This is a genomic window from Massilia sp. YIM B02763, from assembly GCF_030412015.1.
Lineage (GTDB): Bacteria > Pseudomonadota > Gammaproteobacteria > Burkholderiales > Burkholderiaceae_D > Telluria.
This window is the reverse complement of record NZ_JASNRD010000002.1, coordinates 244,509-271,191: the sequence shown is the minus strand read 5'-3', so window position 1 is coordinate 271,191 and position 26,683 is coordinate 244,509. Positions and strand designations below refer to the sequence as shown.

The 26,683-nt window shown below is 68.9% G+C and carries 22 protein-coding genes; 7 read left to right on the top strand and 15 right to left on the bottom strand.

All coding sequences use genetic code 11. The features are described from left to right. Positions 1-22 precede the first annotated feature (22 nt). From cheB to QPK32_RS04680, 7 genes are all read right to left on the bottom strand, one after another. On the bottom strand, positions 23-1,012 hold the full coding sequence (cheB, locus tag QPK32_RS04710) for a chemotaxis-specific protein-glutamate methyltransferase CheB (RefSeq protein WP_290411613.1): 990 nt from the start codon (positions 1,010-1,012) through the stop codon (positions 23-25). Continuing rightward, entirely contained in the window at positions 1,009-3,324 is a 2,316-nt protein-coding gene (locus QPK32_RS04705; RefSeq protein ID WP_290411612.1) for a hybrid sensor histidine kinase/response regulator, read from the bottom strand. The genes cheB and QPK32_RS04705 overlap by 4 nt, the downstream gene beginning before the upstream one ends. Continuing rightward, positions 3,321-3,992: a chemotaxis protein CheW gene (locus QPK32_RS04700; protein ID WP_290411611.1), complete on the bottom strand. Its 672-nt coding sequence runs from the start codon at positions 3,990-3,992 to the stop codon at positions 3,321-3,323. The genes QPK32_RS04705 and QPK32_RS04700 overlap by 4 nt, the downstream gene beginning before the upstream one ends. Then, positions 3,989-5,185 carry a protein-glutamate O-methyltransferase CheR gene (locus tag QPK32_RS04695; protein ID WP_290411610.1) on the bottom strand — a complete coding sequence of 399 codons (1,197 nt, stop codon included), beginning with the start codon at positions 5,183-5,185 and terminating at the stop codon, positions 3,989-3,991. The genes QPK32_RS04700 and QPK32_RS04695 overlap by 4 nt, the downstream gene beginning before the upstream one ends. Continuing rightward, a complete protein-coding gene (locus QPK32_RS04690; RefSeq protein WP_290411609.1) occupies positions 5,182-5,634 on the bottom strand; it encodes a chemotaxis protein CheW in 453 nt (150 codons plus the stop codon). The genes QPK32_RS04695 and QPK32_RS04690 overlap by 4 nt, the downstream gene beginning before the upstream one ends. Before the next feature lie 42 nt (positions 5,635-5,676). Further along, entirely contained in the window at positions 5,677-7,494 is a 1,818-nt protein-coding gene (locus QPK32_RS04685; RefSeq protein WP_290411608.1) for a methyl-accepting chemotaxis protein, read from the bottom strand. A gap of 87 nt (positions 7,495-7,581) precedes the next feature. Next, the gene (locus QPK32_RS04680) at positions 7,582-7,908 is read right to left on the bottom strand and encodes a YkgJ family cysteine cluster protein (RefSeq protein ID WP_290411607.1); all 327 of its coding nucleotides are present in this window, start codon (positions 7,906-7,908) and stop codon (positions 7,582-7,584) included. 198 nt (positions 7,909-8,106) lie between these two features. Here QPK32_RS04680 and QPK32_RS04675 point away from each other — a divergent pair, with 198 nt between their 5' ends. Next, positions 8,107-10,458 (top strand): catecholate siderophore receptor Fiu, encoded by a 2,352-nt coding sequence (locus tag QPK32_RS04675; RefSeq protein WP_290411606.1) that lies wholly within the window; start codon positions 8,107-8,109, stop codon positions 10,456-10,458. A gap of 380 nt (positions 10,459-10,838) precedes the next feature. On the opposite strand, the gene QPK32_RS04670 is transcribed toward QPK32_RS04675, so the two are convergent. From QPK32_RS04670 to QPK32_RS04650, 5 genes are all read right to left on the bottom strand, one after another. After that, entirely contained in the window at positions 10,839-12,071 is a 1,233-nt protein-coding gene (locus QPK32_RS04670; RefSeq protein ID WP_290411605.1) for an argininosuccinate synthase, read from the bottom strand. Positions 12,072-12,160: 89 nt separating this feature from the next. Continuing rightward, complete coding sequence (gene argF, locus QPK32_RS04665) at positions 12,161-13,084, bottom strand: ornithine carbamoyltransferase (RefSeq protein ID WP_290411604.1); 924 nt, start codon at positions 13,082-13,084, stop codon at positions 12,161-12,163. 83 nt (positions 13,085-13,167) lie between these two features. After that, complete coding sequence (gene rsgA / locus QPK32_RS04660; RefSeq protein ID WP_290411603.1) at positions 13,168-14,097, bottom strand: ribosome small subunit-dependent GTPase A; 930 nt, start codon at positions 14,095-14,097, stop codon at positions 13,168-13,170. Beyond that, the gene (locus QPK32_RS04655) at positions 14,094-14,438 is read right to left on the bottom strand and encodes a 4a-hydroxytetrahydrobiopterin dehydratase (protein ID WP_290411602.1); all 345 of its coding nucleotides are present in this window, start codon (positions 14,436-14,438) and stop codon (positions 14,094-14,096) included. Before QPK32_RS04655 ends, rsgA begins: the two co-directional genes overlap by 4 nt. After that, the gene (locus QPK32_RS04650; protein WP_290411601.1) at positions 14,435-15,700 is read right to left on the bottom strand and encodes a M48 family metallopeptidase; all 1,266 of its coding nucleotides are present in this window, start codon (positions 15,698-15,700) and stop codon (positions 14,435-14,437) included. Before QPK32_RS04650 ends, QPK32_RS04655 begins: the two co-directional genes overlap by 4 nt. A gap of 190 nt (positions 15,701-15,890) precedes the next feature. Between QPK32_RS04650 and orn the strand changes: the two genes are divergently transcribed. After that, positions 15,891-16,463: an oligoribonuclease gene (gene orn, locus QPK32_RS04645; protein ID WP_290411600.1), complete on the top strand. Its 573-nt coding sequence runs from the start codon at positions 15,891-15,893 to the stop codon at positions 16,461-16,463. 66 nt (positions 16,464-16,529) lie between these two features. Here the strand turns inward: orn and QPK32_RS04640 are convergent, their stop codons facing one another. Next, a complete protein-coding gene (locus tag QPK32_RS04640) occupies positions 16,530-17,486 on the bottom strand; it encodes an MBL fold metallo-hydrolase (RefSeq protein WP_290411599.1) in 957 nt (318 codons plus the stop codon). Between the two features lie 98 nt (positions 17,487-17,584). Then, a complete protein-coding gene (locus QPK32_RS04635) occupies positions 17,585-18,007 on the bottom strand; it encodes a MarR family winged helix-turn-helix transcriptional regulator (protein WP_290411598.1) in 423 nt (140 codons plus the stop codon). Between the two features lie 66 nt (positions 18,008-18,073). Here QPK32_RS04635 and QPK32_RS04630 point away from each other — a divergent pair, with 66 nt between their 5' ends. After that, positions 18,074-19,249 carry an HPP family protein gene (locus QPK32_RS04630; RefSeq protein ID WP_290411597.1) on the top strand — a complete coding sequence of 392 codons (1,176 nt, stop codon included), beginning with the start codon at positions 18,074-18,076 and terminating at the stop codon, positions 19,247-19,249. A gap of 221 nt (positions 19,250-19,470) precedes the next feature. Here QPK32_RS04630 and QPK32_RS04625 read toward each other — a convergent pair whose 3' ends face one another. Then, complete coding sequence (locus QPK32_RS04625) at positions 19,471-20,160, bottom strand: UPF0149 family protein (RefSeq protein ID WP_290411596.1); 690 nt, start codon at positions 20,158-20,160, stop codon at positions 19,471-19,473. A 113-nt stretch (positions 20,161-20,273) separates the two neighbouring features. Here QPK32_RS04625 and QPK32_RS04620 point away from each other — a divergent pair, with 113 nt between their 5' ends. The 4 genes from QPK32_RS04620 to QPK32_RS04605 all read left to right on the top strand — a co-directional run bounded on the left by QPK32_RS04620 (position 20,274) and on the right by QPK32_RS04605 (position 26,658). Next, positions 20,274-21,293, top strand: coding sequence for a serine/threonine protein kinase (locus QPK32_RS04620; RefSeq protein WP_290411595.1), 1,020 nt, complete (start codon positions 20,274-20,276; stop codon positions 21,291-21,293). A 170-nt stretch (positions 21,294-21,463) separates the two neighbouring features. Beyond that, on the top strand, positions 21,464-23,833 hold the full coding sequence (locus QPK32_RS04615; RefSeq protein WP_290411594.1) for a hypothetical protein: 2,370 nt from the start codon (positions 21,464-21,466) through the stop codon (positions 23,831-23,833). A gap of 181 nt (positions 23,834-24,014) precedes the next feature. Next, positions 24,015-25,640, top strand: a complete 1,626-nt coding sequence (locus QPK32_RS04610; protein ID WP_290411593.1) for a methyl-accepting chemotaxis protein — start codon at positions 24,015-24,017, stop codon at positions 25,638-25,640. A gap of 55 nt (positions 25,641-25,695) precedes the next feature. Next, on the top strand, positions 25,696-26,658 hold the full coding sequence (locus QPK32_RS04605) for a LysR family transcriptional regulator (RefSeq protein WP_290411592.1): 963 nt from the start codon (positions 25,696-25,698) through the stop codon (positions 26,656-26,658). Positions 26,659-26,683 lie beyond the last annotated feature (25 nt).

Below are 26,683 nucleotides of genomic sequence, written 5' to 3'. Positions count from 1 at the left end.
AAACGGAAAATAGCCGTCTTGCTTACGACGGATCGACCATTTTAACTGGTAAAGCTTGCGCGATCTCGTCCAACGGCAGGATTCGTGCCGCGGCACCGTTCTCGGCGGCCGCGCGCGGCATGCCATACACGGCGCTGCTCGCCTCGTCCTGGGCGATGGTGGCGTGGCCGGCCTGGCGCATGGCCAGCAGGCCCGTCGCGCCGTCGCGGCCCATGCCAGTCAGGAGGATGCCGGTGGCCGCGCGGTCCCAGTGGCGCGCCACGGAGTGGAAGAACACGTCGATCGACGGCCGGTAGATCTCGTCGCGCGGATGCTCGTCGTAGCACAGGCGGTGGCCGGGCTCCAGGCGCAGGTGGTCGTTGCTGGCCGCGACCAGCACGACGCCGCCCTCGAGCACGTCGCCGCCCGCGATCGCGCGCACCTTCGTCGTCGACTGCTCGCCCAGCCAGCGCGCCAGGTGCACGGCGAATTCCGGATCGATGTGCTGCACGATGACGGTGGCCGTGTCGGGCGGCGGCCGCCAGGCCTTCAGCAGCCTTGCCAGCGCCACCGGGCCGCCGGTCGAGGCGCCGATCGCCACCAGGCGCTTGACCCCGGCCGTGCCGGTGGGCGCCGGCGGGGCGCTGCCGGCGACCAGCTTGCCGATGGTGCGGATCTTCGCGAGCAGCGCCTCCTCGCCTCCCTGGCCCAGCAGCACCGGCGTGGCGGTGACGTCGAGGGCGCCGGCGCCGAGCGCGCGGAACACCTGGTGGACGTTGTCCTTCGGCTGTGCCGTCACGACGAGGATCGCGCACGGACTGTCGCGCATGATGCGGCGGGTCGCCTCGACGCCGTCCAGCAGCGGCATGGCCAGGTCCATCAGCACCAGGTCGGGCGGCAGGTCGGCGCACAGGCGCACGGCGTCGACGCCGTTGCGCGCGATCCACGCGAGCTGGTGCTCGCCGCCCGCCGCGATCGCGCGCCGCAGCGCCTCGGCGGCGGTCGGGCTGTCGTTGGCGATGGCGATCCTCACGGCGCGCCTCCGGACTTGTCGCCATGCGTGTCGCCATGCGCGTCGCCGACCAGGTCGCGCACGGCGTCCAGCAGCGAGGCGTCGTGGAAGGCGCCCTTGGCCAGGTACCAGTCGGCGCCGGCCTCCAGGCCGCGCGCGCGGTCTTCCGGACGGTCCTTGTAGGACACGATCATCACGGGCAGGCGGTGCAGGCGCGGGTCGCGGCGGATGCGCCCGACGAGGCCGATGCCGTCCAGGCGCGGCATGTCGATGTCGGTGATGACGAGGTCGTAGTCGCCGGCGCGCAGCTGGTTCCAGCCGTCGATGCCGTCCAGCGCCACGTCGACCCGGTAGCCGCGCGCGGCCAGCAGCTTGCGCTGCATCTCGCGCACCGTGAGCGAGTCGTCCACCACCAGCACGCGCCGCGCCGCCGCGCCGGCGCCGGCCGCCGCGCCCGCCGTCCCCAGCTGCAGGCGCGCCCCTTCGCCCAGCAGGCGCGCGATCGACAGCAGCAGGTCGGGCACGTCCAGGACCAGCACGGGGGCGCCGTCGTCGAGCAGGGCGGCCGCGGCCACGTCGCGCAGCTTGCCGAACACGGGTTCGAGCGGCTGCACCGTCAGGCTTTGTTCTCCGCGCACGGCGTCCACGACGAGGCCGTAGCGCTCGCGCACGGGGCCGATGACGACGACGGCCAGCTCGTCGGCGCCCATCGTCTCGCCCAGGTCCAGCACCTGGCCGGCCGGTACCAGGCCCACGTGCTCGCCGTCCAGTTCCAGGTAGGCCCGTCCGGACAGCGTGCGCACTTCCGATGCCGGCAGGCGCAGCACGCGTTCCACGCGCGCGATCGGCAGCGCATAGGCTTCGCCCAGCACGTCGACGACGAGCGCGCGCACGATCGATTGCGTCAGCGGCAGCGTGACGAGGATGGCGAAACCGGCGCCGGGGCGCGACTCGGCGCGCACGCTGCCGTTCAGGCGCTGCACGGCGGCGTGCACGATGTCCATGCCGACCCCGCGCCCGGATATCTCGTTCGGCGTCTCCTTCAGGGAAAAGCCCGGCAGGAAGAGGAACTCCATCAGCTCGGCCTGCGACAGCGCCGGCGCGAATGCCGGCGTGGCCAGGCGGCGCGCCACGGCGGCGGCGCGGATGCGTTCGGGATCGATGCCGCGGCCGTCGTCCTCGACTTCCAGCACCAGCATGCCGCCGCGGTGGCGTGCCTCGAGGCGGATGGTGCCGTGGGCCGGCTTGCCGGCCGCCACGCGTTCGGCAGGGGTTTCCATGCCGTGGTCGACGGCATTGCGCAGCAGCTGGTGCAGCGGGGCGTCCATCCGGTCCAGCACGGCGCGGTCGACCAGCACGTCGGCGCCGCGGATCTCCACGCGCACGTCCTTGCCGAGGCCGCGCGCCAGGTCGCGCACCATGCGCGGCAGCGCGTGCACGCCGTCGCCGAAGCGGCACATGCGCAGCAGCTGCAGTTCGTCGAGCATGCGGGTGGACAGGTTCACGGCCTGCCGTTCGTGCTGCTCGGCGTCCGCGATGTGGCGCCAGGTGGCGTCGCGCAGCGGACGCATGCGCTCCAGCGCCAGGCGCGCCAGGTCGAGCAGGCGCGTCTCCCCGTGGGCCAGGGCCGCGTCCTCCAGCTGTTCCAGCGTCTCGGACAGCATGCGCTGCTGGCGCTTGTCGCGCTGCAGCGCATCGATCCAGGGACGCAGCCGGCCCGCCTGCAGGCGCGCCTGGCCCGCCAGCGTCAGCAGTTCGTCGCTGGCGGGGGCGGCCGCCGCGTCGGGCGCGGGTGCCGGCGCCGGTACGGGTTGCGCGGGCGGCGCAGGGACGGGCGCAGGCGCAGGGACGGGCGCAGGAGCGGGCGCAGGAGCGGGCGCAGAAACAGGTGCGGAAACGGTCACGGGTTCGGGGACGGGCGCCGCCGGCACCGGCGCGGCGGGACCGCGTCCACGCAGGCGGCCCAGCGCCGCCACGGCCGCATCGACGCCGGCGCCCGCGCCGCCGTCCTCGACGGACAGCTTCTGCATCAGGTCGACGGCGCCCAGCAGCGTGTCGACGTCGGCGCCGCCGAGGCGCAGGCGGCCGTGCTGGGCGGCGACGAACACGTCTTCCAGCGCGTGCGCCAGGCGCACGGCGGCATCCAGGCCGACGATGGCGGCCGCGCCCTTGATCGAGTGGGCCGCGCGCATCAGCGCTTCCAGCGTGGCCGCGTCGGCCTCGCCCCGTTCCAGCCGCAGCAGGCCGTCGGTCAGCACGCGCGCCTGGTCCTGGGCCTCCAGGCGGAACAGCTCCGTCATCGAAAAGCCGCTCAGGTCACCGTCCAGGCTCATCGCAGCAATCCTTCCAGTTGGCGTTCCAGGCGCGGGCCGTCGAGCAGGCCCGCCTCGATGGCGCTGTCGGCGACCACGCCTGCCAGGAGCGGCAGCGGGGCCTGGCCGACGGTGGCGGCGGGCGGGCGCACGGCGGCCCCGGCATAGCGTATGACGCCGTGCACTTCGTCGACCGGCAGCGCGAAGGGCTGGGCGCGCACCGCCAGGACCAGCAGGCGCGCGAACGCATGGCGGCCCAGCGGCGGCGGCACGCCGTCGGTATCGATGCCCAGCAGGCGCGCCGGCGACACGGCCGGCACCAGCCGTCCGCCGACGTTGACGATGCCCAGCAGCGCGCTGCCCGGGCTGCTGCGATGCGGCAGCCGGTGCACGGGCGCCAGCGGCGCGACCGATTGCGCCAGCGCCAGCGGCACGGCGAGCCATTCATGGCCGACGCGGAAGGCCATCGCGGCGCTGTCGGTCGGCAGCGGCGGCGGTTCCGGCCGCGCCAGTTCGCGCGCCCACGCTTCGCGGTAGGCCGCGTCCACGGGCCGCTGCAGGCTGCGCTGCGCGGCCTCCGCATAGTTGCCGCAGTTGCGGCAATGGACGTGCCGGGCCAGTTCGGCGCAGCTGGCGTCGCCGGCCACGCCGATTCGGCGCCAGCAATCGTTCACGACGCTTCCGTTCATGCCGCCCCTCCGCGCCGTTCGTAGGCCTGGGCGGCGCGCCGGCGGAAGCTGGCGCCGCGCGCGCTATCGCCCAGCTGCTCGTGCAGCAGCGCCAGGCTGCACAAGGCTTCGTAGTGCTGCGGGTCGAGGTAGGTGCAGCGCCGCCAGCAGCGTTCGGCGGCGCGGATGCGGCCCGCGGCTTCGTCGATGGCGCCGAGCAGGAACCAGGCGTCGGCCAGCTCGGGCAGGCGCGCGAGCAACGCGCGGCACAGCGCTTCCGCTTCCGCAAGATGGCCGGCATCGGCATGGCGGCGCGCCTGGGCCAGCTGTTCCTGCGGCGTCGCCCGCGCGCGCGCCGGGGGCGCCTGTGGCGCGACCGGCGCGGGCTGCGGAGGGACGGTACGCGCGCGCGCGCGGGGCCGTGCAGCCGGCACCGGCTCCGCCGTCGCGTCGGTTTCCTTGCGCAGCGCAAAGACCTGGCGCGCTCCCTGCGTCGTGAAGCCGTTGCGGCACAAGGCCGGCGCTTCCGCATAGCCGGACAGCAGCAGGCCGTCGTCGGCCAGCAGCGCGGCCAGCACGGCGGCGGCGCGCCGTGTCGCGGCCTCGTCGAAATAGATCAGCAGGTTGCGGCAGAACACCAGGTCGTAGCGTCCGGCCAGTGCGGCGGCATCCAGTTCCAGCAGATTGGCCTGGGCGAAGCGCACGTAGGCGCGCACGTCGGCGTTCACCGTCCAGTGCCCGTCCGCGTGCGTGAAATGGCGCTCGCGGAAGGCGAGGTCGGCGCCGCGGAAGGCGTTGCGCGTGTAGCGGCCGCTTCTTGCGCGCGCGATCGCCGCGTGCGACAGGTCGAAGGCATCGATGGCGCACTGGCGCGGGTCGACCCCGGCGCGCATCAGCGACATGGCCACCGAATACGGTTCCTCGCCGCCGGCGCAAGGCAGGGACAGGATGCGCAACCGGGCGTCGGGACGATCCGCGAGGCGCGCACGCACGAAGCGCAGCGCTTCCTCGAACACGGCGGGATCGCGGAACATCCACGATTCGGGCACCACCAGCAGGTCGAGCAGGGCGTCGAACGCCGGCGTGCCGGGCGCAGGCGCATGAGCCGCGCGCGCGGCGGCATCGTGCGGGAACAGCTCGCGCAGGGCGCGGCCGACGTCGGCGTCGGTGAGGGCGAGGCCGGTGGCATCCTCGATGGTGCGGCGCAGGCTCATGGCGCTCCCTCCCCGAACAGCAATCGTTCGACCTCGGGCGCGAGCAGGCGCTGCGGATCGAGCAGCTGGACCATGCCGGCGCCATCGCCGCCGCCGCTGCCCACCGCAACGCGGCCGAGCCAGGGCGCGGCGACGACGCCGCCGTCGGCCAGCGCCGGGCCGAGGTCGCCGACACCGGTCACGCGCTCGGCCTTCAGCCCGAGCCGGCGCGGGCGGCCCAGCGCGGGCACCTCGACGAGCAGGATGCGGGTGTCGTAGCGCACCGCGTCCGGCGGCATCCCGGCCAGGCGCGACAGGTCGACCACGGGCACGGGTTCGCCGTGCAGGTCCAGCAGGCCCGGCACGTAGTGGGGCGCGCCCGGCAGCGCCTTCAGGCGCGCGACCGGCAGCACCCGCTGCACCGCCGCCAGGGGCAGGGCATAGCGTTCGCGTCCGATATGGAACAGCATCGCCTTCATCTCATGACCTTCCCGTGGCCCACGCCCGTAGCATTACATGTTCACCGCGAAGGTGGCGACCGATTGCTGCAGGTCGCTGGCGGCGTACTGCAGCTGATGCACGGCCTCGCTGGTGGCCTTGAGCGAGTCGACGGTCTGCTGGCTGGCGTCGGACAGCTGCATCATCGTCTCCGAGATCTGGGAGGCGCCCACGGCCTGCGACTGCATCCCCTGCAGCACCAGGTCGAAGCGGGGCGCCAGCTTGCGCACCTGGTCCATCATGCCGGACAGCTGCTCGGCCACGTGGCGCGCCTCGCCCACGCTCCTGCGGATCTCCTCGGAAAACTTGTCCATGCCCATGACGCTGGCCGTCACCGCCGACTGCATCTCCTTGAGCATCTGCTCGATGTCCCAGGTCGACACCGAGGTCTGGTCGGCCAGGCGCCGGATCTCGCTGGCCACCACGGAGAAGCCGCGGCCCGCCTCGCCGGCCTTTTCCGCCTCGATGGCCGCGTTCAGCGACAGGATGTTGGTCTGGTCCGCCACCTTGGTGATGGTGGTCAGCACGCCCGTGATGTTGTTGGCCTTCTCGGACAGCGCGGCCAGCTTGGCGCCGATCGAGTCGGTCGCCGCCACCATCTGCTGCATGGTCTGATCCATGCGCTTGAGGTTGTCCTGGGCCTCGGCGGTGGCGGTGGTCGTGTAGTCGGCGACCTCGGTCGCTTCTTCCATCGTGCGCAGCAGCTGCGAGGTATTGGCCGAGATCTCGCGCGTGGTCGACAGCACCTCGACGCTGGTCTGGGCCTGCTCGATGCCGGTCGCTTCCTGCTCGCGCGCGGAGGCGGCGATCTGGGTCGCCGACGTCGTCACCTGGATGCCGGCACGCTGCACGTTGGTGAGCAGGCTGCGCAGGTTGCCGAACATGGCGGCCAGGCCTTCCCCCAGGCGCCCGATGGCATCGTCGCCACGCACGTCGATGGTGCCCGTCAGGTCGCCGCGCGCGGCCTTCGACACGGTGCCCAGCAGCGCATCGACCTTGGCGCGCAGCTCGCGCGACACGGCCAGTTCCTTGGCCTGGCTGTCCTCGATGGCCTGGGCCATGCGGTTGAATTCGATGGCCACCTGGCCCAGCTCGTCGCGCGACATCACCTCGGCGCGCGCGCCCGCGGTGCCTGCCGCGATCTGGCGGCTGGCTTCCGTCAGGCTGGCCAGCGGGCGCGAGATGGCGCGCACCAGCAGCGTCGACACGAGGATCGCCAGCAGCACGCAGGCCACGCCGCCCCCGGTGAGCAGCAGGTTCATCGTCCGGCGCAGGGCCGTGCTGTCCTCCAGGCGCTGCGCCAGCAGGCGGTTTTCCTCGGCCTCGACCTCGCCCAGCAACTGGCGCATGGTGGCGACGGTCGAGGAGCCGGCCACCACCGTCGCCTCGTAACGTGCGGCAAGCCCGCCGGCGGCCCCGCTTGCGCCGGCGTTGCGGCGCGCCGTGATCTGCGCCGTGATCGCATTGTCCATCCAGGACGTCATCGTCGTGTCGAGCTGGGCCAGGCGCTGCTGCTGGGCGGCGTTGTCGGCGGTGAGCTCGATGGCGCGCTTGAGATGGCTGCGGGCGATGGCGTGTTCGTTGGCGATCGGTGCGACCAGCGTCTCGTTGCCCGTGATCAGGTAGCCGTGCGTGGACGCCTGGATCTGCAGCACCGAGGTCGCGACCTGGTTCGTCTGCAGCAGTACCTCGAGCGTGTGGCGGTTCCAGCCGTTGGCCTCGGACAGCTTGGCGAAATTGTTGTAGGCGAGGATGAGCAGGAACAGGATGATCGCGACGATGGTCGCGAAGCCGGCGATCAGTTTGTTCTTGATGCTCAAGTGCTGGAACATGCGTACTCCGTATCTGGGGGAACTTGCGGAAATTTATCATCCCGCGTGCATGAGCGGAGCAGCCGAAGAGTAAAAAACCTCAGGAAACTAGACAGCGAGTGCCGCCAGCGCGGCGAGGCCATGGCGTAAACGTGCCTTGTTGCATTTTTCATCACCGATCTCGACCTCGCGGCAGGGCGAGGGGCGGTGCGCATACACCGTGCAGGCGACGCCGCCGCCGGCGCCGCACTGCAGCGCCGCGCAGCGCGGCCGGGCCGCGTTCGTGCCCGCCATGCAGGCGACGTGGGGCGTGAGCTGTTCGGTCATGGCCGGCGGCAGGCCGGCTGCCTCGGGCTCGGCCCAATAAAAGGACACGCGGTAGCTCATGCAGCAGGCGCCGCAGGCCAGGCAGGGGTTGGCACCGGTCTCGCTCATCGACACGTTCAACGAATGCAGGGGATACGCGAAATGGTAGCGCGGACGCCACAGACTGCCAAGCCGGGCGGCGGAAACGAAGAATTGATAAAACAAATGAGAATGATTCGCGTTTACTTCTGGAGAAATCTTTGATACAGTATTTGCGTTGAGAGAAACATTTCACAAAAACATACCAAGCTGGATGTCCTGACCACCATGAGAGCAATCAAGAGCCGCAAGCATTCCACTCCTTCCCGCCGTCCCGCCGGCGCCGCCCAGCTGGCGTTGTCCATGCTGGTCCTGCCGCTGGCGGCCCATGCCGCCGACGACGCCGCCGCTGCCGCAGCAACGGCCGCAGCCAGCGCGCCGGCAAGCGCCGACGCCCGTCCGCTCAGCGACGAGGACCGCGACAATCCGCGCCGCGTGCACATCCGCGGCGACAAGGAAAGCGATTTCAAGGCCGACCACGCGCAGTCGCCGAAGTACACGGAAAAGCTGGTCGACACGCCGCAGACCGTCATCGTGATCAAGAAGGAGCTGTTCGAGCAGCAGGGCGCCACCACGCTGACCGAGGCGCTGCGCAACACCCCGGGCGTCGGCACCTTCTTCCTGGGCGAGAACGGCACCACCAATACCGGCGACGCGATCTACATGCGCGGCTTCGACACCTCGGGCAGCCTGTACGTCGACGGCATCCGCGACATCGGCTCGATCTCGCGCGACGTCTTCAACATCGAGCAGATCGACGTGCTCAAGGGCCCGGCCGGCACCGACACGGGCCGCGGCGCGCCGACCGGCTCGATCAACCTGAACAGCAAGCAGCCGCTGATGAAGAGCTCGGCCAATGCCAGCGTCACCGTCGGCGAGGAACACCGCCGCCGCGGCACGGCCGACATCAACCAGGTCATCGACCCTTCCCGTGGCATCGCGTTCCGCCTGAACCTGCTCGACCAGGACAACGGCATCCCGGGCCGCGACGTGGTGCGCGACAAGCGCTGGGGCGTGGCGCCGTCGCTGGCCTTCGGCCTGAACGGCCCGACCCACCTGTACCTGAACTACCTGCACGTCAAGCAGGACAATACGCCGGACGGCGGCGTGCCGACCATCGGCCTGCCGGGCTACACCAGCCCGGACTCGAAGACCGACCCGGCGCTGAACACGGCGGGCCGCGTCGATCCGCGCAACTTCTACGGCTCGACGTCCGACTACGACAAGGTCAAGGCCGACATGGCGACGGCGATCATCGAGCACGAGTTCAGCCCGCGCATGAAGCTGCGCAACACGAGCCGCTACGGCAAGACGCAGCAGGACTACCTGCTCAGCGCCTTCATGGGCACGGCCGCCAACATCGATTCCGCGGGCGATCCGTCGCGCTGGACGCTGGCGCGCACCAACCGCACCATCAAGGACCAGGAAAACACGGTGCTGGCCAACCAGACCACGCTGACCACCGAATTCGCCACGGGCCAGCTGAACCACACGCTGGTGACGGGCCTGGACCTGACCGACGAGAAGCAGAAGAACTTCAGCTATACGGGCGGCGGCGCGCTGGCGCCGGCCAACCTGTACCACCCGGATCCGTCGATCCAGCCGACCGGCCTGAACCTGGTGCGCAGCGGCGCCCGTACCCAAGGCCAGTCGACCAACCAGTCGTTCTACGTGCTCGACACGATCAAGCTGGGCGACAAGTGGCTGTTCGGCGCCTCGGCGCGCGTCGACCACTTCGACGTCGACTACGACTCCGTCACGCTGTCGACGGCCGCCGCCAACCCGTCGCTGCCGGTGGGCACCCAGATCCCGGCCCACCTGGAAGTGTCGGACCACGTGGCCAGCGCCAAGCTGTCGGCGATGTACAAGCCGACCGAGAACAGCAGCATCTACGCGCTGTGGGCCAACTCGAAACAGCCGCCGGGCTCGAACCTCGTGCTGAGCGGCAGCGCCAACAGCGCCGCCAATCCAAGATTCGTGCCGCAGGTCAGCAAGACGACCGAGATCGGCGCCAAGATGGAGCTCATGAACCGCAAGCTGGGCCTGAACGCGGCGCTCTACCGCACCGACGTCGAGAACGAGGTCGAGCAGGATCCCGTGGACCAGCAGTACTACCAGACCGGCAAGAAGCGCGTGCAGGGCGTCGAGCTGAGCGTGACGGGCGAGATCACCCGCGAATGGAGCGTCAACGCCGGCTACACCTACATGGACACGAGCGTCGAGGCGGGCCGCCTGATCACGGCCGGCGGCGGCAACGCGCTGACCTACACGCCGAAGAGCGCGTTCACCAGCTGGACCACGTACCAGTTCCCGTTCGGCCTGAAGGTGGGCGGCGGCGTGCGCTACCAGGGCAAGCTGCTGCGCGGCACCGACGGCGCCGTCGGCACCCCGGCCTACGCCGACGACTACACGGTCGTGGACCTGATGGCGGCCTACCGCATCAACCGCTACGTCGACCTGCAGCTGAACGTGTACAACGTGGGCGACAAGGAATATGTCGCGGCGATCAACAAGAGCGGCTACCGCTACACGCCGGGCGCACCGCGCTGGGCCAGCCTGACCGCGAACTTCCACTTCTGACGAACGTTCGATTTGTCGCGTTTTACCGAGGCGGCCCCGCCGTCCACGGATCCGGAAGCGCCCCGTACGCTGTGGGGGCAGTACGAGGCGCTTCCGGCCCCGGGCAGGGTTTGTTCTCGCCGCCCTTTCCCTTCACGGGGGAAGGGCGGTTTTTTTTGCCTCCGGCATGTAAGAACGTTGTTCCTACCACCCCGTCGTCCCTGCGCAGGCAGGGACCCAAGTTGAGCGTCAAGAATCGCGACCTTGAAATAGGTTGCGACTTTTCCGACGTACGGGTTTCTGAGACCAAGCTTGGGTCCCTGCCTTCGCAGGGACGACGGGGATGTAAAAAAGCCGCCGGTCCTTGCAGACCGGCGGCTTTTCGTGTCCAGCGTCGGGGCTTACTGGCCGCGCTTGGCGCGTGCCTTCGCCGCGATGCGCATGCGCAGCGCGTTCAGCTTGATGAAGCCGCCGGCGTCGGCCTGGTTGTAGGCGCCGCCGTCCTCGTCGAAGGTGGCGATGTTCATGTCGAACAGCGAATCCGTCTTCGAATCGCGCGACACGACGATGACATTGCCCTTGTACAGCTTCACACGCACCCAGCCGTTGACGTTCTTCTGGGTGTGGTCGATCAGCGTCTGCAGCGCGACGCGCTCCGGTGCCCACCAGTAGCCGTTATAGATCAGCGACGCGTAGCGCGGCATCAGGTCGTCCTTCAGGTGCGCCACTTCGCGGTCCAGCGTGATCGACTCGATCGCGCGGTGGGCGCGCAGCATGATGGTGCCGCCCGGGGTTTCGTAGCAGCCGCGCGACTTCATGCCGACGTAGCGATTTTCTACTAAGTCAAGCCGGCCGATGCCGTGCTTGCCGCCCAGGCGGTTCAGCTCGGTCAGCACTTCGGCCGGGCTCATCTTCTTGCCGTTCAGGCCGACGATGTCGCCGTGCGCGTATTCGATGTCCAGGTACTCGGCTTCGTTCGGCGCCTGTTCCGGCGACACGGTCCAGCGCCACATCGATTCCTCGGCTTCCGCGCTCGGGTTTTCCAGGTGGCGGCCTTCGAAGGAAATGTGCAGCAGGTTGGCGTCCATCGAGTACGGAGCACCGCCGTTCTTGTGCTTCATGTCGATCTCGATGCCCGCGTCTTCCGCGTACTTCAGCAGCTTCTCGCGCGACAGCAGGTCCCACTCGCGCCACGGGGCGATGATCTTGACGTCCGGCTTGAGCGCATACGCACCCAGTTCGAAGCGCACCTGGTCGTTGCCCTTGCCGGTGGCGCCGTGGGAGACGGCGTCGGCGCCGGTCTCGTTGGCGATCTCGATCAGGCGCTTGGCGATCAGCGGACGCGCGATCGAGGTGCCCAGCAGGTATTCGCCTTCATAGACGGTGTTGGCGCGGAACATCGGGAACACGAAGTCGCGCACGAATTCCTCGCGCACGTCGTCGATATAGATGTTTTCCGGCTTGATGCCGAACTTGATGGCCTTGGCGCGTGCCGGTTCCAGCTCTTCACCCTGGCCGAGGTCGGCGGTGAAGGTGACGATTTCGCACTGGTAGTGATCCTGCAGCCATTTCAGGATGACGGAGGTGTCGAGGCCGCCGGAGTAGGCGAGGACTACTTTTTTGATGTCGCTCATGGAAGTTCCATTGATATGAACGTGGAGGGGATGATGGTCAGCCGGCCCGCGAGGGCCGACGATCAAGCTTGGGGTGATGCGGTAATGCGTTATTTGTCCTCGATGCGGCCGAGCAGCAGGTATTCGATCAGCGCCTTCTGGACGTGCAGGCGGTTCTCGGCCTCGTCCCAGACGACCGATTGCGGGCCGTCGATGACCTCGGCCGCGACTTCCTCGCCGCGGTGGGCCGGCAGGCAGTGCATGAACAGGGCGTCCTTGTTGGCGCGCGCCATCTTGGCGCCGTCCACGATGAAGCCGTCGAAGGCCTTCAGGCGCTCGGCGTTTTCCTTTTCGTAGCCCATGCTGGTCCACACGTCGGTGTTGACCAGGTCGGCGCCCGCGCAGGCGTCCGACGGATTCTCGAACACCGTGTAGTTCTTGGTGGCGACCAGCGCCGGGTCGATGTCGTAGCCCTTCGGGGTCGACACGTTCAGGTGGAAGCCGAACACCTCGGCCGCCTGCAGCCACGAGTACAGCATGTTGTTGGCGTCGCCGATCCAGGCCACCGTCTTGCCGGCGATCGAGCCGCGGTGTTCCCAGTAGGTGAAGATGTCGGCCAGCACCTGGCAGGGATGGTGTTCGTTGGTCAGGCCATTGATCACCGGCACGCGCGAGTGGGCCGCGAAGCGCTCGATGATGTCCTGGCCGAAGGTACGCACCATGATGATGTCGCACATGCGCGACATGACCTGGCCCGCGTCCTCGACGGGTTCGCCGCGGCCCAGCTGGCTGTCGCGGGTGTTCAGGTAGATCGCCGCGCCGCCCAGCTGGTGCATGCCGGCTTCGAAACTCAGGCGCGTACGCGTCGAGCTCTTCTCGAACACCATCACCAGCGTGCGGTCGACCAGCGGGTGGTACACCTCGTAGGCCTTGAACTTGCGCTTGATGACCGTGGCACGTTCGATCAGGTACTCGAACTCGTCGCGGGTGAAGTCGGAAATCTGCAGGAAGTGCTTGATGGGAGTGACAGCCATGTTATGCCTGGGATGCGGTGATCTCTTGAATTATAAGCGGTTTTGCTTGCCTTCCAAGAAATTATGGACCGACAAGCACGGATTCAGTACAGCGTCTGCGCCGACTCGTGCAGCAGCTGCGCATACAGCTCGTGGCGCAGCTTCGCGATCTTGCCTTCCTCGACGGCCTGCAGGATCGCGCATTGCGGCTCGGCCAGGTGGCGGCAGTTGTAGTACTTGCAGCCGCCCAGGTAAGGCTTGAAGTCGACGAAGGCGCGCTCCAGCATGCCTTCGGACAGGTGGTACAGGCCGAATTCCTGGAAGCCCGGAGAGTCGATGATGTTGCCGCCGGCGTCGCCCGGCAAGCGGTACAGACGCGTGAACGTGGTCGTGTGCTTGCCCGTGTCCAGCGCTTCCGAGATCTCGCGCACGGCGATGTCGGCGTCCGGCACCAGCAGGTTGATCAGCGAGGACTTGCCCATGCCGGACTGGCCGATGAAGATCGACGACTGGCCCGCCAGCAGCGGTTTCAAGACCGCCACCGCTTCCTCGGGCCGCGTCCGCGCCGACACCTCGTGCAGCGGATAGCCCATGCCCGTGTACAGCGCCGCCCGTTCGCGCGCGCGCGCCAGCGGTTCCTCGACGTCGACCTTGTTCAGGATCAGGTGGGCCTCGATGCCGGCCGCTTCGCAGGCGACGAGGGCGCGCGAGACGAGGTCGTCGGAAAAGCTCGGTTCCGTCGCGATGACGATGAACAGGCGCGTGATGTTCGCCGCCAGCAATTTGCTCTTGTACTGGTCGGAGCGGTACAGCAGCGTGGTGCGCTCGGCGATCCGTTCGATGACGGCCTGGTCGGCCGACGTGCGCTGCAGGTGGACGACGTCGCCCACGGCGACATTGGTCTTCTTGCCGCGCGTGACGCACTGCATCAGCTGGCCGTCGACGTCGACCACGTAGTGGCGGCCGTGGGCCGCGACGACGGTGCCGGCCAGGTCTTCGCCCCCGGTCCGGACTTGCTTGCCTGCCTTGCTCATGCGCCGGCCCGTCCCGCGAACAGCGCGTCGATGCGGGCGGCGCAGATGAAGTCGTTCTCGGACAGCGCGTTGCCGGCCGAGTGCGTGGTGAAGGCGACGGTGCAGTGCTTGTAGGACACCTGCAGCTCGGGATGGTGGTTCTCGCGGTGGACGATCCAGGCCAGGGCGTTCACGAATGCCATGGTGTCGTGGAAGTCGCGGAAGGCGAAGCGGCGCTCGAGCCGGTTGCCGGCGACGTTCCAGCCGGGCACCTGGGCGAGCAGGGCCGCGATGGCGGCCGCGTCCAGTGCCGCGGCGCCTTCGACGCAGTGGCGTTCGATCAGAGGGACGGCCGCGCTCATACGGCCCCCGACGCCTGCAGCTGCCGCACCCGTACCCAGGCCGGCGGATGCGAATCGTAGAAGGCGGAGTGGATCGGGTCCGGGGTCAGCGTCGAGGCATTGTCCTCGTACATCTTGACGAGGGCCGAGACCAGGTCGCGCGCATCGCTGTTGGCGGCCGCGAAGGCATCGGCCTCGAACTCGTGCTTGCGCGAGGTGAACGAGGACAGCGGCGAGAACGGGAAGGTGAACACGGGCAGCACCAGCATGAACAGCAGCAGGGCCATCGCATCGTTGGACGCGCCCAGCAGCGGCTCCACGCCCAGGCCCGTGTAGAACCAGGCCTGTCCCTTCAGGTAGCCGAGCACGGCCAGGAACACGAGCGACAGCGCGAACAGCACGGCCATGCGCTTGACGATGTGCTTGAGCTTGAAGTGGCCCAGCTCGTGGGCCAGCACGGCCTCGATCTCGGGCGGGGCCAGGCGCGAGAGCAGGGTGTCGAAGAAGACGATGCGCTTGTTGGCGCCGAAGCCGGAGAAATAGGCGTTGCCGTGCGCCGAACGCTTGCTGCCGTCCATCACGAACAGGCCCTTGGAGGCGAAGCCGACGCGCGCCATCAAGCCTTCGATGCGCGCCTTCAGCGATTCGTCCGCGAGCGGGGTGAACTTGTTGAACATGGGCGCGATGACGGTCGGGTACAGCACCATCATCAGCAGCTGGAACCCGGTCCAGACCAGCCAGGCGTACAGCCACCACAGGCTGCCCGTCTTTTCCATCAGCGTCAGCACGACCCACAGCAGCGGCAGGCCGATGACGGCGCCGACCAGGCCGCCCTTGACCATGTCGGCGATCCACAGGCCGACGCTCATCTTGTTGAAGCCGTAGCGCTGCTCGAGCACGAACTGGCGGTAATACGAGAACGGCAGGTCGAGCGCGCCCGAGACGACGGCGAACGCCACCACCAGCAGGATCTGGTGCAGCATGCCGGGGCCCGTGAACTGCAGCACGGCGCTGGACAGCGCCTGCAGGCCGCCCAGCAGCGTGAAGCCGACCAGCACGGCGCCGCCCCACAGCGCGCCCAGCAGGCCCAGGCGGGTCTTGGCGACCGTGTAGTCGGCCGCCTTCTGGTGCGCGGCCAGCGGGATCTTCGCGGCGAACTCGGCCGGCACGGCGCCGCGGTGGCGCAGCACGTGAGCGATGTGCCGGCTGGCCAGCCAATAGCGCAGGGCCAGCGTCAGCAGGAGGAAAAATACGAAAACGAGCGAAAACCCGGATGAAAGCATGCTGTGCCTGTGAGAAAATCTACTTTTTCAGGGCCGCTCGACCATCCATGTCGTCGCCCCCGCGCAGGCGGGGGCCCAATTTGCACGCGGTTCGGCTGCGCGTGCAAAAATTGGGTCCCCGCCTGCGCGGGGACGACGTGGATGGGTTCGTTATCCGCGGTCCTGCCAATTGAAGCGTAAAGAGAGAATTATGTCACAAGCGACCCCAATCGCCACCCCGCGCCCCAACGAGTTCAACCTGATCTGGCTCGACATGGAAATGACGGGCCTGGACCCGGACAACGACCGCATCATCGAAGTCGCCGTCGTCGTCACCGACCCCGACCTGAACGTGCTGGCCGAGGGTCCCGTGTTCGCCATCCACCAGAGCGACGAGACGCTGGACAAGATGGACAACTGGAACAAGGGCACGCACGGCAAGTCCGGCCTGATCGACCGCGTCAAGGCGTCGACCGTGGACGAGGCCCAGGCCGAGCAGGAACTGATCGCCTTCCTCAAGCAATGGGTGCCGGCGAATAAATCGCCGATGTGCGGCAACTCGATCTGCCAGGACCGCCGCTTCATGGCGCGCGGCATGCCCAAGCTGGAAGCCTTCTTCCACTACCGCAACCTGGACGTGTCGACGCTGAAGGAACTGTGCCGCCGCTGGAAGCCGGAACTGGCCTCCGGCTTCAAGAAGGCGCAGAAGCACACGGCGCTGGCCGACATCATCGAGTCGATCGAGGAGCTGCGCTACTACCGCGAGCACTTCATCAAGCTGTAAGTAAAAACACGGCGTGCCCCGCCGAGGCACGCCGTCTTGCCGGCTGGCCGCTTTCGCCTGCCTGCTTCAGCGCACCTGCGTGTAATTCACCGGCACCCAGCGGTACCCCTTGCCCTGGACGACCAGGTGCCCCAGCCCCGGGAACTGCAGGTGCGCGCCGCCCACCAGTTCGCCTTCCTTGACGGCCTGGTCGAAATTCTTCTTGCGCGCCGCATAGGCCGCCTTCTCGTCGCTGTCGAAGCCGATCGTCACTTGCGGATTGTCCATCTGGACCGTCGACACGTGGATCAGGTCGCCGATCAGCAGCAGCTTCTGGCCGCGGCTCTGCACCTGGTAGATCGTGTGGCCCGGGGTGTGGCCCGGCGCGGCCAGCGCGGTGATGCCCGGCACCAGTTCGCCGTCGCCTTCGATGGGCTTGAACTTGCCGGCCTGGATATAGGGGGTGATGGACGCCTGTGCCGGTCCGAAGAAACCTTTCTTGTCGGCCGCCGCCTTCGCTTCGTTCGCCTTGTTCAGCCAGTAGTCGGCATCCGCCTTGGCCGCGCGCAGCGTGGCGTTCGGGAACACGCGCTTGCCGTCGGCGGCCAGGCCGCCCACGTGGTCCGGGTGCATGTGCGTGATGTAGATCTCGTCCACCTGTTCCGGCTGGTAGCCGGCGGCTTTCAGGTTGTTCAGCAGCTTGCCCAGCGTCGGGCCGAAGTAGGCGCCGGAGCCCGTGTCGACCAGCACCAGCTTGCTGCCCGTATTGACCAGGAAGGCATTGGTCGAGGTTTCCAGCGGCAGTTTCAGGAAGTTCTTCGACAGCGTGGCGCGGGTCGCGTCGGCCGGCTGCTTGAGCAGCTGGTCCATCGGCAGGTCGGCCGTGCCGTCGTTCAGCGGGGTGATCTCGAAGTCGCCCAGCATGACGCGGGCATAGCCGGGCGCCGGCGTCTTGACCATTGGCGCGGCGGCCTGGGCGGCGGGAAGGATGGCGGCTGCGACGAGCGCGGCGGCGATCAGGGGGCGGGTGAATGCAGCGATCATAGTGTCCTCGATGAAAGTACTTGGGGAAGCCAGGTAGTTTCATATCGTACATGATCAATATCTGTATTGATTGAACGCTATGGCTGTCGAGCCCTATCTCAGGGTAGATGTGGCACCGTAAACACACCCTGCAAGGCGCGCAGCTCGGCGCGGTGGATGGCGGCCAGGCGCGCCAGGATCGCTTCGCCGGCCGGCAGCAGGTGCACTTCGACGCGGCGCCGGTCCTCGGCGTGGACGCGGCGCGCGACCAGGCCGGCCGCCTCGCAGCGGCTGACCAGCGCTACCACGCCATGCTGCTGCGCCTGCAGGCGCTCGGCCAGCTCCCCGATCGTCGCCCATTCGCGGTCCTTGAAACCCTTGATGTGCAACATCAGCAGGTATTGCAGCGGCGTGATGCCCTCGGCCTGCACGGCGCGTTCGGAAAAGCGCTCGTAGCGCCGCATCTGGTAGCGGAATTCGGACAGGGCGGCAAAGTCGGATTTTTGCAGCGCGTCTTGCGCTGGAGCAGGGTTCGGTTTCATGCAGCGGCTGACATCGTCGGGACTTTCAATATATCATACTGTGATGTAATTTCTGGAGAGACCTCCGTGGCGACACTGGACAAGGGAATGGAATGGATGCGGTCCTTCGTGCCGCAGGCAACGACGGCATCGCGCGGCGAACGGCTGCGCGCCGTCGCGGGGGCCATGGTCGGCCTGTTCGTCACCTACATCCTGAGCGAGATGGCGGGGGCCGGCAGCATGCCGCTGACCCTGGTCGCGCCGATGGGCGCGTCGGCGGTGCTGCTGTTCTGCGTGCCGGCCAGCCCGCTCGCGCAACCGTGGTCGGTCATCGGCGGCAATACGATCTCGGCGCTGGTCGGCATCGCCTGCGCGCGCGTCGTGCACGAGCCGATGCTGGCCGCGCCGCTGGCGGGCGCCGTGGCGATCTTCGTGATGTTCATGCTGCGCTGCCTGCACCCGCCCAGCGGCGCGGTGGCATTGACGGCCGTGCTGGGCGGGCCGGCCGTGCACGCCGCCGGCTTCACCTTCGCCCTGCTGCCGGTGGGCCTGAATTCGGCGCTGATCGTGCTGGTGGCACTGGTGTTCAACAACCTGACGGGCCGGCGCTATCCGCACACCCAGCAGTCGGCGCTGCGCAACGTGCACGCCACGCGCGACCCGGTGCCGACGGCGCGCCTGGGCTTTTCGAGCGCCGACCTGGACGCGGCCCTGGCGCGTTACGGCCAGGTGCTGGACGTCAGCCGCGACGACCTGGAAGCGATCCTGCTCGAGACCGAGATGCGCGCCTACGCGCGCCGCTTCGGCACCGTCACCTGCGCCGACATCATGTCGGTCGATGCCGTCACCGTCGGGCCCGCGATGGGCCTGCCGCACGCCTGGCGCCAGCTGCGCCGCCACCGCCTGCGCGCGCTGCCCGTGCTGGACGAGCACCGGCGCGTGGTCGGCATGATCGGCCAGGACGACTTCCTGCGCCACGTCGGCCTGGACGACTACCTGACGCTGCGCGAACGCCTGCGCGCGCTGCTGGGCCACCTGCTGGGCGTGCGCGCGCCGCAGCCGGCGGCCGTGGCGGACGTGATGCGCAAGGACGTGGCCAGCGTGCGCGCCGACGACACCATCGCGCACCTGGTGCCGCTGATGAGCAACGAGGGCTTGCACCATGTGCCGGTGGTGGACGGGGAGGGGAAGTTCGTGGGGATCGTGGGCCAGTCCGACCTGCTGGCGGCGCTGGTGGAAAGCCGGCTGACGCAGGCGGCCTGAAATTCGGGGTCAGAGCACAATATCGGGAAAATTCGGGGTCAGAGCACTTTTTCTCTCAATAGTTTGCGGGAAAATTTAGTCTTCTCCCGACGGCATTTCTACCGGACGTCGTTCACGACGCCGAGGAGTTTGCTGTCAGAGCAATTTATCGAAAATGTGCTCTGACCCCGAATTCAGGAAAAAATGTGCTCTGACCCCGAATTCACATGTCCGAGTGAGAATCAGGCCTGCTCCGCCCCGCAGCACTTCTTGAACTTCTTGCCGCTGCCGCAAGGGCAGTCGTCGTTGCGGCCGACCTTCGGCGCCTCGTTGCGCACCGTCTCGACGGCGCCCTTGCGGCGCGGCAGCCAGAAGCGGTGGATGGCCGGCAGGTTGGCCTCGATGTCGAGCGCCAGCTTGTGCGCCTTGCGCGGGTCCTCGACCTCGGCCAGTTCGCTTTCGTCGATCTCGTCGGCGCCCAGCAGGTACAGGGGGCGCATCAGCGGGCCCGCTTCGGACTCCCAGATCTCGTCCCAGGAACCGGGGCGCAGTTCCATGCCTTCCCAGAAGCCCCAGCACCAGGCTTCGGCATCGATCAGCGTCTCGCCGTCGACCTCGTGCTCGACGTACAGGGGCTCGAATTCCTTCGGCGCGACCTCGAAGGTGATCAGCACTTCGTTCATGAAGCGCATGATCAGGTTGACGATGCGCTGCTCTTCCTTCGGGTTCTTCCAGTTCGGCACGGCGCCTTCTTCGCCCCACACGCGCGGCAGCCACTCGGCCGGCATGATGGTCTGCGGGCCGATCGCGATGGCCGTCAGGTAGCCGTGCAGCGTGTCCAGCGTCATCGCGCCTTCGGGGCAGCGTTCGGACAGCAGGAAGCCGTCGAGGTCGTCGAATTCTTTTTCGGAGAGGGGTTGCTCGAGTTGCATTGTTACGTGGTTCCTTCACATGAAGGTGCCAGTGTAACGCCTGCGCCTCCCGCCGGGCGAAAAAAAGGCGCGCCGGGGCCACGCCCGTCCGCCGGCCGCCTTACAATGGCGGCATGAATATCCAGCACGACCAGCAGGACGCCGCCGCCCACCCGGCAGTCCATCCATTCTCCCGTCTCGATCCCGCGATGGTCCTCGATGCCCTCGACAGCGTGGGCCTGTACGGCGACGGCCGCCTGCTGGCGCTGAACAGCTACGAGAACCGCGTCTACCGCGCCGGCTGCGAGGAGGGGCCGCCCGTGGTGGTCAAGTTCTACCGCCCGCAGCGCTGGAGCGACGTCGCCATCCTCGAGGAACACGCCTTCGTCGCCGAGCTGGCGGCGCAGGAAGTGCCGGCCGTGCCGGCCATGGAACTGCGCGGCCGCACCCTGCACGAACACGCGGGCTTCCGCTTTGCCGTCTTCCCCAGCCGCGGCGGACGGGCGCCCGAGCTGTCGGACCCGCGGACCCTCGAATGGATCGGCCGCTTCATCGGCCGCATCCACGCGGTGGGCGCCGCGCGGCCGTTCGCGCAGCGCCCCAGCCTCGACATCGACACCTTCGGGCGCGCGCCGCGCGACTGGCTGCTGGGCCACGGCTTTATTCCGCCGGAATTGCTGGCCGCCTACACGAGCGTGCTCGACCAGGCGCTGGACGGCGTGGCGCGCTGCTACGAGCGCGCCGGCAGCCTGCCGCAGCTGCGCCTGCACGGCGACTGCCACGCCGGCAACGTGCTATGGACGGCGGATGGGCCGCACTTCGTCGACTTCGACGACAGCCGCATGGGCCCCGCCATCCAGGACCTGTGGATGCTGCTGTCGGGCGAGCGCCAGGACATGGTGCGCCAGCTGGGCGACGTGCTGGCCGGCTACGAGGATTTCTGCGACTTCGATCCGCGCCAGCTGTACCTGGTCGAGGCCTTGCGCACGCTGCGCCTCGTGCATTATTCCTGCTGGCTGGCGATGCGCTGGGACGATCCGGCATTCCCGGCGGCCTTTCCCTGGTTTAATACCCAGCGCTACTGGCAGGACCGCATCCTGGAACTGCGCGAGCAGGTAGCCCTGATGGACGAGCCGCCGCTGTGGCCGGTGTGACGGCGGCGCCACGCGGTGCGTCAATATGCGGTGAACAGAACGGCGTTTGCACCCCAGCTCGACGCGACAAGCGGGCCGCGCTTGCGTCATAATGGACGCGAGGCTGCATTGACGCCTAGACAACTTACGCCTCGACAACTCACGCCTCGACAACTCGCGAGACTGCCGCCATGACCGACCAGCACCAGCCCGACCAACCCGCTTCGCCCGACCGCGCCGACGACGCCGATTTCACGATCGACATGATGCCCGCCGCCCAGGAACACGCGGCGCCGGCATCCGCATCGGCACCTGAGCCGCAGCGCGAACAGCTGGAGCACCGGGCGATCAAGGAAGGCATCGCGCGGGTGGAGGCGGAAGCCAAGGCGGCGATGGCGGCCGAGAACCGCGCCCACGCCGAGGCAAGGGCGCGCAGCCTGGCCGAGGAAAGGGCCGCGATCGACGCGCAGGCGGCGGCTGCCGCGCTGGCGAATACCCAGGCGTCGGAAGAAGCGATCGAGGCCAACCGCGACCGCATCGAGACCCTGCGCGCCGCCGCCAAGGCCGCGGCCGAGCGTCTCGAGGCCATCCGCCAGGAAACCGCCGAGCTGCGCGCCCGCGTCGAGGCCGACACCCAGATCCGGCTGGCGGCCGAGGCCAGGGCCCGCGCCGAGGTCGAGGCGAGGAAACGCGCCGCGGAACAGGCCCGCATCGATGCCGAGATCGCCGAGCGTGCCCAGCGCGAAGCGGACGAGCTGGCGCAGCAGTCGGAGCAGGCGCGCCTGCAGGCGGCCGAACGCGTCGCCGCCGTGCATGCGGCGCGCGAGGAGGTGCAGCACAGCGCCAGCGCCGACGCCCGCGTGGCGATCCTGGCGCGCGAGCGCGAACGGGCCGAGAAGGCCGCGCGCCAGACCGCCGAGAAGCTGGCCCAGGCCGAAGCCGAGGCGCTCGAGCTGGCGCTGCAGCGCGAGCGTGCCGACCAGGTGGCGCTGGAATCCGCATTCTCCCGTGCGGCCGCCGAGGCGCGCGCGCTGGAAGAGGCGCGCGCCCTGGCCCATATCGAACAGGAACGCCAGCAGATCGCGCTGGCCCAGGCCGAATCCGAGCGCACCGCCGCCCAGTCGCTGCGCTTGCGCCTGCAGACCGAGAAGGAATTGCGCGACGCCGCCGTGCACCGCGAACGCCAGGAGCAGATGGCCGCCGCCGCCGCCGAGGCCCGGCGCGAGGCAGAAGCGCGCATCCTGGCCGCCACCGAGGCGCGCATCGAGGCCGACCGCAAGCTGCGCGACGTGGCGCTGGAGCGCGCCGGCGCCGAGGAGGCCGAGGCCCAGCAGGCCCAGGCCCGCCTGGACGCCGAACGCGACGCGGCCGAGCAGTCGCGCCTGCGCGCCAGCGCCGACGCGCTGGCGCGGGAAGCGGCCCTGCGCGAAGCGGAGGAGCAGCGCCGCGAACGCCGGCTGGCCGAGGAACGCGCGGCGCTGTCCCAGGCCGCGGCGGATGCGCGCGCGGCCGAGAACGCGGCCGAGCAGGAAGCCCAGGCCGCCATGGCCGCCCAGGCCGAGGCGGCGCAGCAGGCCGCGGCCCTGGCCGAAGAGCGCGCCCGCGAAGCGCAGCAGTTGCTGGAGGCGGAGCAGCAGCGCGTGCAAGCCGAACGGGAGGCGCTCGCCGCGCAGCAGGGGCGCATCGAGGCCGAGCAGGCCCTGGCCCGCGCCGCCGAGGCGCGCAGCGCCGAGGACCGCGCACAGGCGGAACAACTGTCGACCCAGCTGGCGGCCCAGCTCGAAGCCGAGCGCGCCGGCGCGGCCGCGCGCCAGGCCGCCCTGGACGCCCAGGCCGAGGCGACCCGCCATGCGCAGGAGCAGGCCGCCCATGAGCAGGAGATCGCCGCGATGCACCAGGTCCAGGCCGGCAAGGCGGCCGAACTGGCAAGGGCCCAGGCCGAACGCGCCGAGCACGAGCGGCGCCAGCAGCAGCTGGCCGACGAATTGCTGGCGGCGGAGCGCGTCGCCATCGATGCCGCCCACGACGTCTTGATGCTGCTGGAGCAGAAACTGGCCGCGCAGCGCCAGCAGGCGGCGGCCGATACCCGCGCCAACGAGGCCGCGGCCGCCAAGCTGGCCGCCGAGCGGGCCGCCGTGGCCGCCGCCGAGGCGCGTGCCGCCGCCGAGGAAGAGCGCACCCGCCTGGCGCGCGCCCGCGAACTGGCGGAGCTGGAAGCCGCGCAGGCCGCGGCCGAGAAGCGCGACGCCCAGCGCAAGCTGCTCGAAAGCGCCCAGCAGGCCGCCGAGATGCAGCGCAAGAGCGCCCAGGCGACCCAGGAAATGGACGAGGCGCGGCGCCGCCTGATCGAGCTGGAATCGGCACGCCAGGAAGAGCAGGTGGCGGAGCTGGCCGCGCTGCGCGAGCAGATCGACACGCGCCAGGCCGAAGCCAAGTACCGCGCCGAGTCGGAAGACCTGGCGCGCCAGGTGCTGGATCGCTTCTCGCAGCAGCCGTCCAAGGCCCAGGCCGTCACCCGCCTGGCGGAAGTCATTGCGCGCCAGCGCAAGGAACTGGAATAACCTTCAGCCGTCCCGGCAGCGGGACGGCAAGCGCTTCCTGCACCAGCCTGCAAGCCGCCCGTTGTTGCTGCGCGGCTACGCGCAACTGTCACATCCGACTATTTTTTTGTGAACTATGCCCCGGATGGGCGTATGGTTTCTATACTGCAAGTTTCCCGTCGGTTTCAGGCTAAACGTTGTCATGATTAAAAATATCAGTATCAAAGCTCGTCTTATTTTCGTCATCGCGCTGCTGGGCGTGGAACTGATCGTCGGCGCCGCCATCGGCTTGATCAACCTCAACCACGCGAACGACCGTCTGCAGTCCTTGTACGCCAACAGCATCGTCTGCCTCGGCCAGCTGGACCAGATCGTGCGCAAGCTGGACCTCAACCGGATCGACATCGCCAGGGCGGTGACTGCCCAGCCCGAGCAGGTCAAGGAACTGCTCGCCGAAGTGGAGCGCAACAACGGCGACATCGACCAGCTGTGGAAGGCCTATACGGCCACCGAGATGACGGACCACGAACGCGAGGAAGGCGCCGTGTTCGCCAAGGCGCGCGAGAAATTCGTCGCCGAGGCCCAGCAGCCGGCCCTGGCCGCGCTGCGCGCCGGCGATACGGCCGCCGCCACGGCGATCGTGCATGGCGCGATGAACACGCTGTTCACGCCCGCCCGCGACGCCATCGACGACTTGATCCAGGTCCAGCTGGGGCAGGCCGACGAAGCGCGCAAGGAATCGCAATCGACCTACGAGCTGGTGCGCGCCGTGTGCCTGACCGGCATGGCGCTGGGCCTGGCGCTGGCCGGCTTCGTCGGCGTCATGCTGATCCGCGGCATCGTGCGTCCGCTGGACGAGGCCGTGCGCGTGGCCGGCGCCGTGGCATCGGGCGACCTGACGCTGGACATCTCGGTCGGCGCCAACGACGAGACGGGCCGCCTGATGCGCTCGCTGGACGAGATGAACGCGGGCCTGGCCGGCATCGTCGGCCGCGTGCGCAGCGGCACCGACACCATCGCCACCACCGCCAGCCAGATCGCGGCCGGCAACCTCGATCTGTCGGGCCGTACCGAGCAGCAGGCGGCGGCGCTGGAGCAGACCGCGTCGTCGATGGAAGAACTGACGTCGACCGTCAAGCAGAACGCCGACAATGCGCGCCAGGCGAACACCCTGGCCGTGTCGGCGTCGAGCGTGGCCGAGAAGGGCGGCAGCGTGATGACGGAAGTCGTCTCGACGATGGGCGAGATCAACAGCTCGGCCACGCGCATCGCCGACATCATCAACGTCATCGACAGCATCGCCTTCCAGACCAATATCCTGGCGTTGAACGCGGCCGTGGAAGCGGCAAGGGCGGGCGAGCAGGGCCGCGGCTTCGCCGTCGTGGCCGGCGAGGTGCGCCACCTGGCGCAGCGCTCGGCCGCCGCCGCCAAGGAAATCAAGACCCTGATCGACGATTCCGTCGACAAGGTGAACCATGGTTCGGAACTGGTCGACCAGGCCGGCGCGACGATGAGCGAGATCGTCCAGAGCGTCAGCCGCGTGACGGCGATCATGACCGAGATCATGAATGCCAGCCAGGAGCAGACGGCCGGCATCGAGCAGGTGAACCAGGCCATCACCCAGATGGACCAGGCCACCCAGCAGAACGCGGCGCTGGTCGAAGAGGCGTCGGCCGCCGCCCAGGCGCTGCGCGAGGAAGCGGAAAGCCTGGCGCGCACCGTCGGCATCTTCCACCTCAAGAAGCAGTCCGGCGCGGCCGTGGCCCCGGCGGCGCCGGCCGGCGTGCGCCGTCCCTCCGGCGCGATCGCGCTGGCGGGCCGCGGCTGACCGCGGCACCCCGTGGATGCGGTAAGATGGACTTTTGGGTCCGTCGGCCGCTTCCATGGAATTTCGCCAGCAAGAATTTCGCCAGCTTGAGTTTCGCCAAGTTAACTACTTCATCGCGCTGTACGAAGAAGGCACCGTCACCCGGGCCGCGCACCGCCTGAACATCGTGCAGCCGGCCCTGAGCATGCAGATCGGCAAGCTCGAAGAGCAGGTCGGCCAGCAGCTGTTCGAACGCAGCAAGCAGGGCATGGTGCCCACCGCGGCGGGGCGCCAGATGTACCGCCTGTTCCTGCCCATCATGCGCGACTTCTCCAACGCCTACGCCCAGCTGCAGAGCAGCGACGGCGCCATCCGCGGCCACGTCAATATCGGCCTCGTCGCCTCGGTCACCGAGGGCGTGCTGGTCGACGTCCTCAGCGAATTCTCCAGCCGCCATCCGGACGTGGACGTATCCGTCGCCGACGGCTATACCAGCACGCTGCTGGACTGGGTGGCGGGCGGACGCCTGGACGCCGCCATCGTCAACAAGCCGCGCCGTCCGCTGGCGCTGGACCTGGAGCACATCGTCGACGAGGAGATGGTCTTGATCACCGGCGCGAACGCGCAGGCGAACGTGCCGCCGAGCCTCACGCTGCGCCAGCTGGCTTCGCTGGGCCTGGACCTGGTGCTGCCCACGCTCGGGCACGGCCTGCGCGCCACCATCGACGGTTTCGCGGAAAACGAGAACATCGAGCTGGCGGCGAAGTTCGAGATCGATTCGCTGGTCGCCACCATCAAGCTGGTCGAGCAGACCGATGCCGCCACCATCGTGCCGCGCGTGGCCGTGCACCGCCAGATCGCGGAGGGCACGCTGCGCGAGCACCACGTGGTGGCGCCCCGCCTCGTGCGCCGCATGGTCAGCGCGACGCATCCGCGCCGGCCCCTGAATCCGGCGGCCAAGCTGTTCATCGCGATGCTGGCGGCGCGCCTGCGCCTGCTGGCGCCGGCGGAATCCGGCCAGGAGACGCCGCAGGAGTGAGGATGGCGCCCCCGCGCAGGGGCGC

Bases quoted from the DNA above. Each gene is read 5' to 3' on its own strand.
- QPK32_RS04705 (WP_290411612.1), bottom strand. From the start codon at position 3,324: ATGAGCCTGGACGGTGACCTGAGCGGCTTTTCGATGACGGAGCTGTTC.
- QPK32_RS04700 (WP_290411611.1), bottom strand. From the start codon at position 3,992: ATGAACGGAAGCGTCGTGAACGATTGCTGGCGCCGAATCGGCGTGGCC.
- QPK32_RS04695 (WP_290411610.1), bottom strand. From the start codon at position 5,185: ATGAGCCTGCGCCGCACCATCGAGGATGCCACCGGCCTCGCCCTCACC.
- QPK32_RS04690 (WP_290411609.1), bottom strand. From the start codon at position 5,634: ATGCTGTTCCATATCGGACGCGAACGCTATGCCCTGCCCCTGGCGGCG.
- QPK32_RS04685 (WP_290411608.1), bottom strand. From the start codon at position 7,494: ATGTTCCAGCACTTGAGCATCAAGAACAAACTGATCGCCGGCTTCGCG.
- QPK32_RS04680 (WP_290411607.1), bottom strand. From the start codon at position 7,908: ATGAGCGAGACCGGTGCCAACCCCTGCCTGGCCTGCGGCGCCTGCTGC.
- QPK32_RS04675 (WP_290411606.1), top strand. From the start codon at position 8,107: ATGAGAGCAATCAAGAGCCGCAAGCATTCCACTCCTTCCCGCCGTCCC.
- QPK32_RS04670 (WP_290411605.1), bottom strand. From the start codon at position 12,071: ATGAGCGACATCAAAAAAGTAGTCCTCGCCTACTCCGGCGGCCTCGAC.
- argF (WP_290411604.1), bottom strand. From the start codon at position 13,084: ATGGCTGTCACTCCCATCAAGCACTTCCTGCAGATTTCCGACTTCACC.
- rsgA (WP_290411603.1), bottom strand. From the start codon at position 14,097: ATGAGCAAGGCAGGCAAGCAAGTCCGGACCGGGGGCGAAGACCTGGCC.
- QPK32_RS04655 (WP_290411602.1), bottom strand. From the start codon at position 14,438: ATGAGCGCGGCCGTCCCTCTGATCGAACGCCACTGCGTCGAAGGCGCC.
- QPK32_RS04650 (WP_290411601.1), bottom strand. From the start codon at position 15,700: ATGCTTTCATCCGGGTTTTCGCTCGTTTTCGTATTTTTCCTCCTGCTG.
- orn (WP_290411600.1), top strand. From the start codon at position 15,891: ATGTCACAAGCGACCCCAATCGCCACCCCGCGCCCCAACGAGTTCAAC.
- QPK32_RS04640 (WP_290411599.1), bottom strand. From the start codon at position 17,486: ATGATCGCTGCATTCACCCGCCCCCTGATCGCCGCCGCGCTCGTCGCA.
- QPK32_RS04635 (WP_290411598.1), bottom strand. From the start codon at position 18,007: ATGAAACCGAACCCTGCTCCAGCGCAAGACGCGCTGCAAAAATCCGAC.
- QPK32_RS04625 (WP_290411596.1), bottom strand. From the start codon at position 20,160: ATGCAACTCGAGCAACCCCTCTCCGAAAAAGAATTCGACGACCTCGAC.
- QPK32_RS04620 (WP_290411595.1), top strand. From the start codon at position 20,274: ATGAATATCCAGCACGACCAGCAGGACGCCGCCGCCCACCCGGCAGTC.
- QPK32_RS04615 (WP_290411594.1), top strand. From the start codon at position 21,464: ATGACCGACCAGCACCAGCCCGACCAACCCGCTTCGCCCGACCGCGCC.
- QPK32_RS04610 (WP_290411593.1), top strand. From the start codon at position 24,015: ATGATTAAAAATATCAGTATCAAAGCTCGTCTTATTTTCGTCATCGCG.
- QPK32_RS04605 (WP_290411592.1), top strand. From the start codon at position 25,696: ATGGAATTTCGCCAGCAAGAATTTCGCCAGCTTGAGTTTCGCCAAGTT.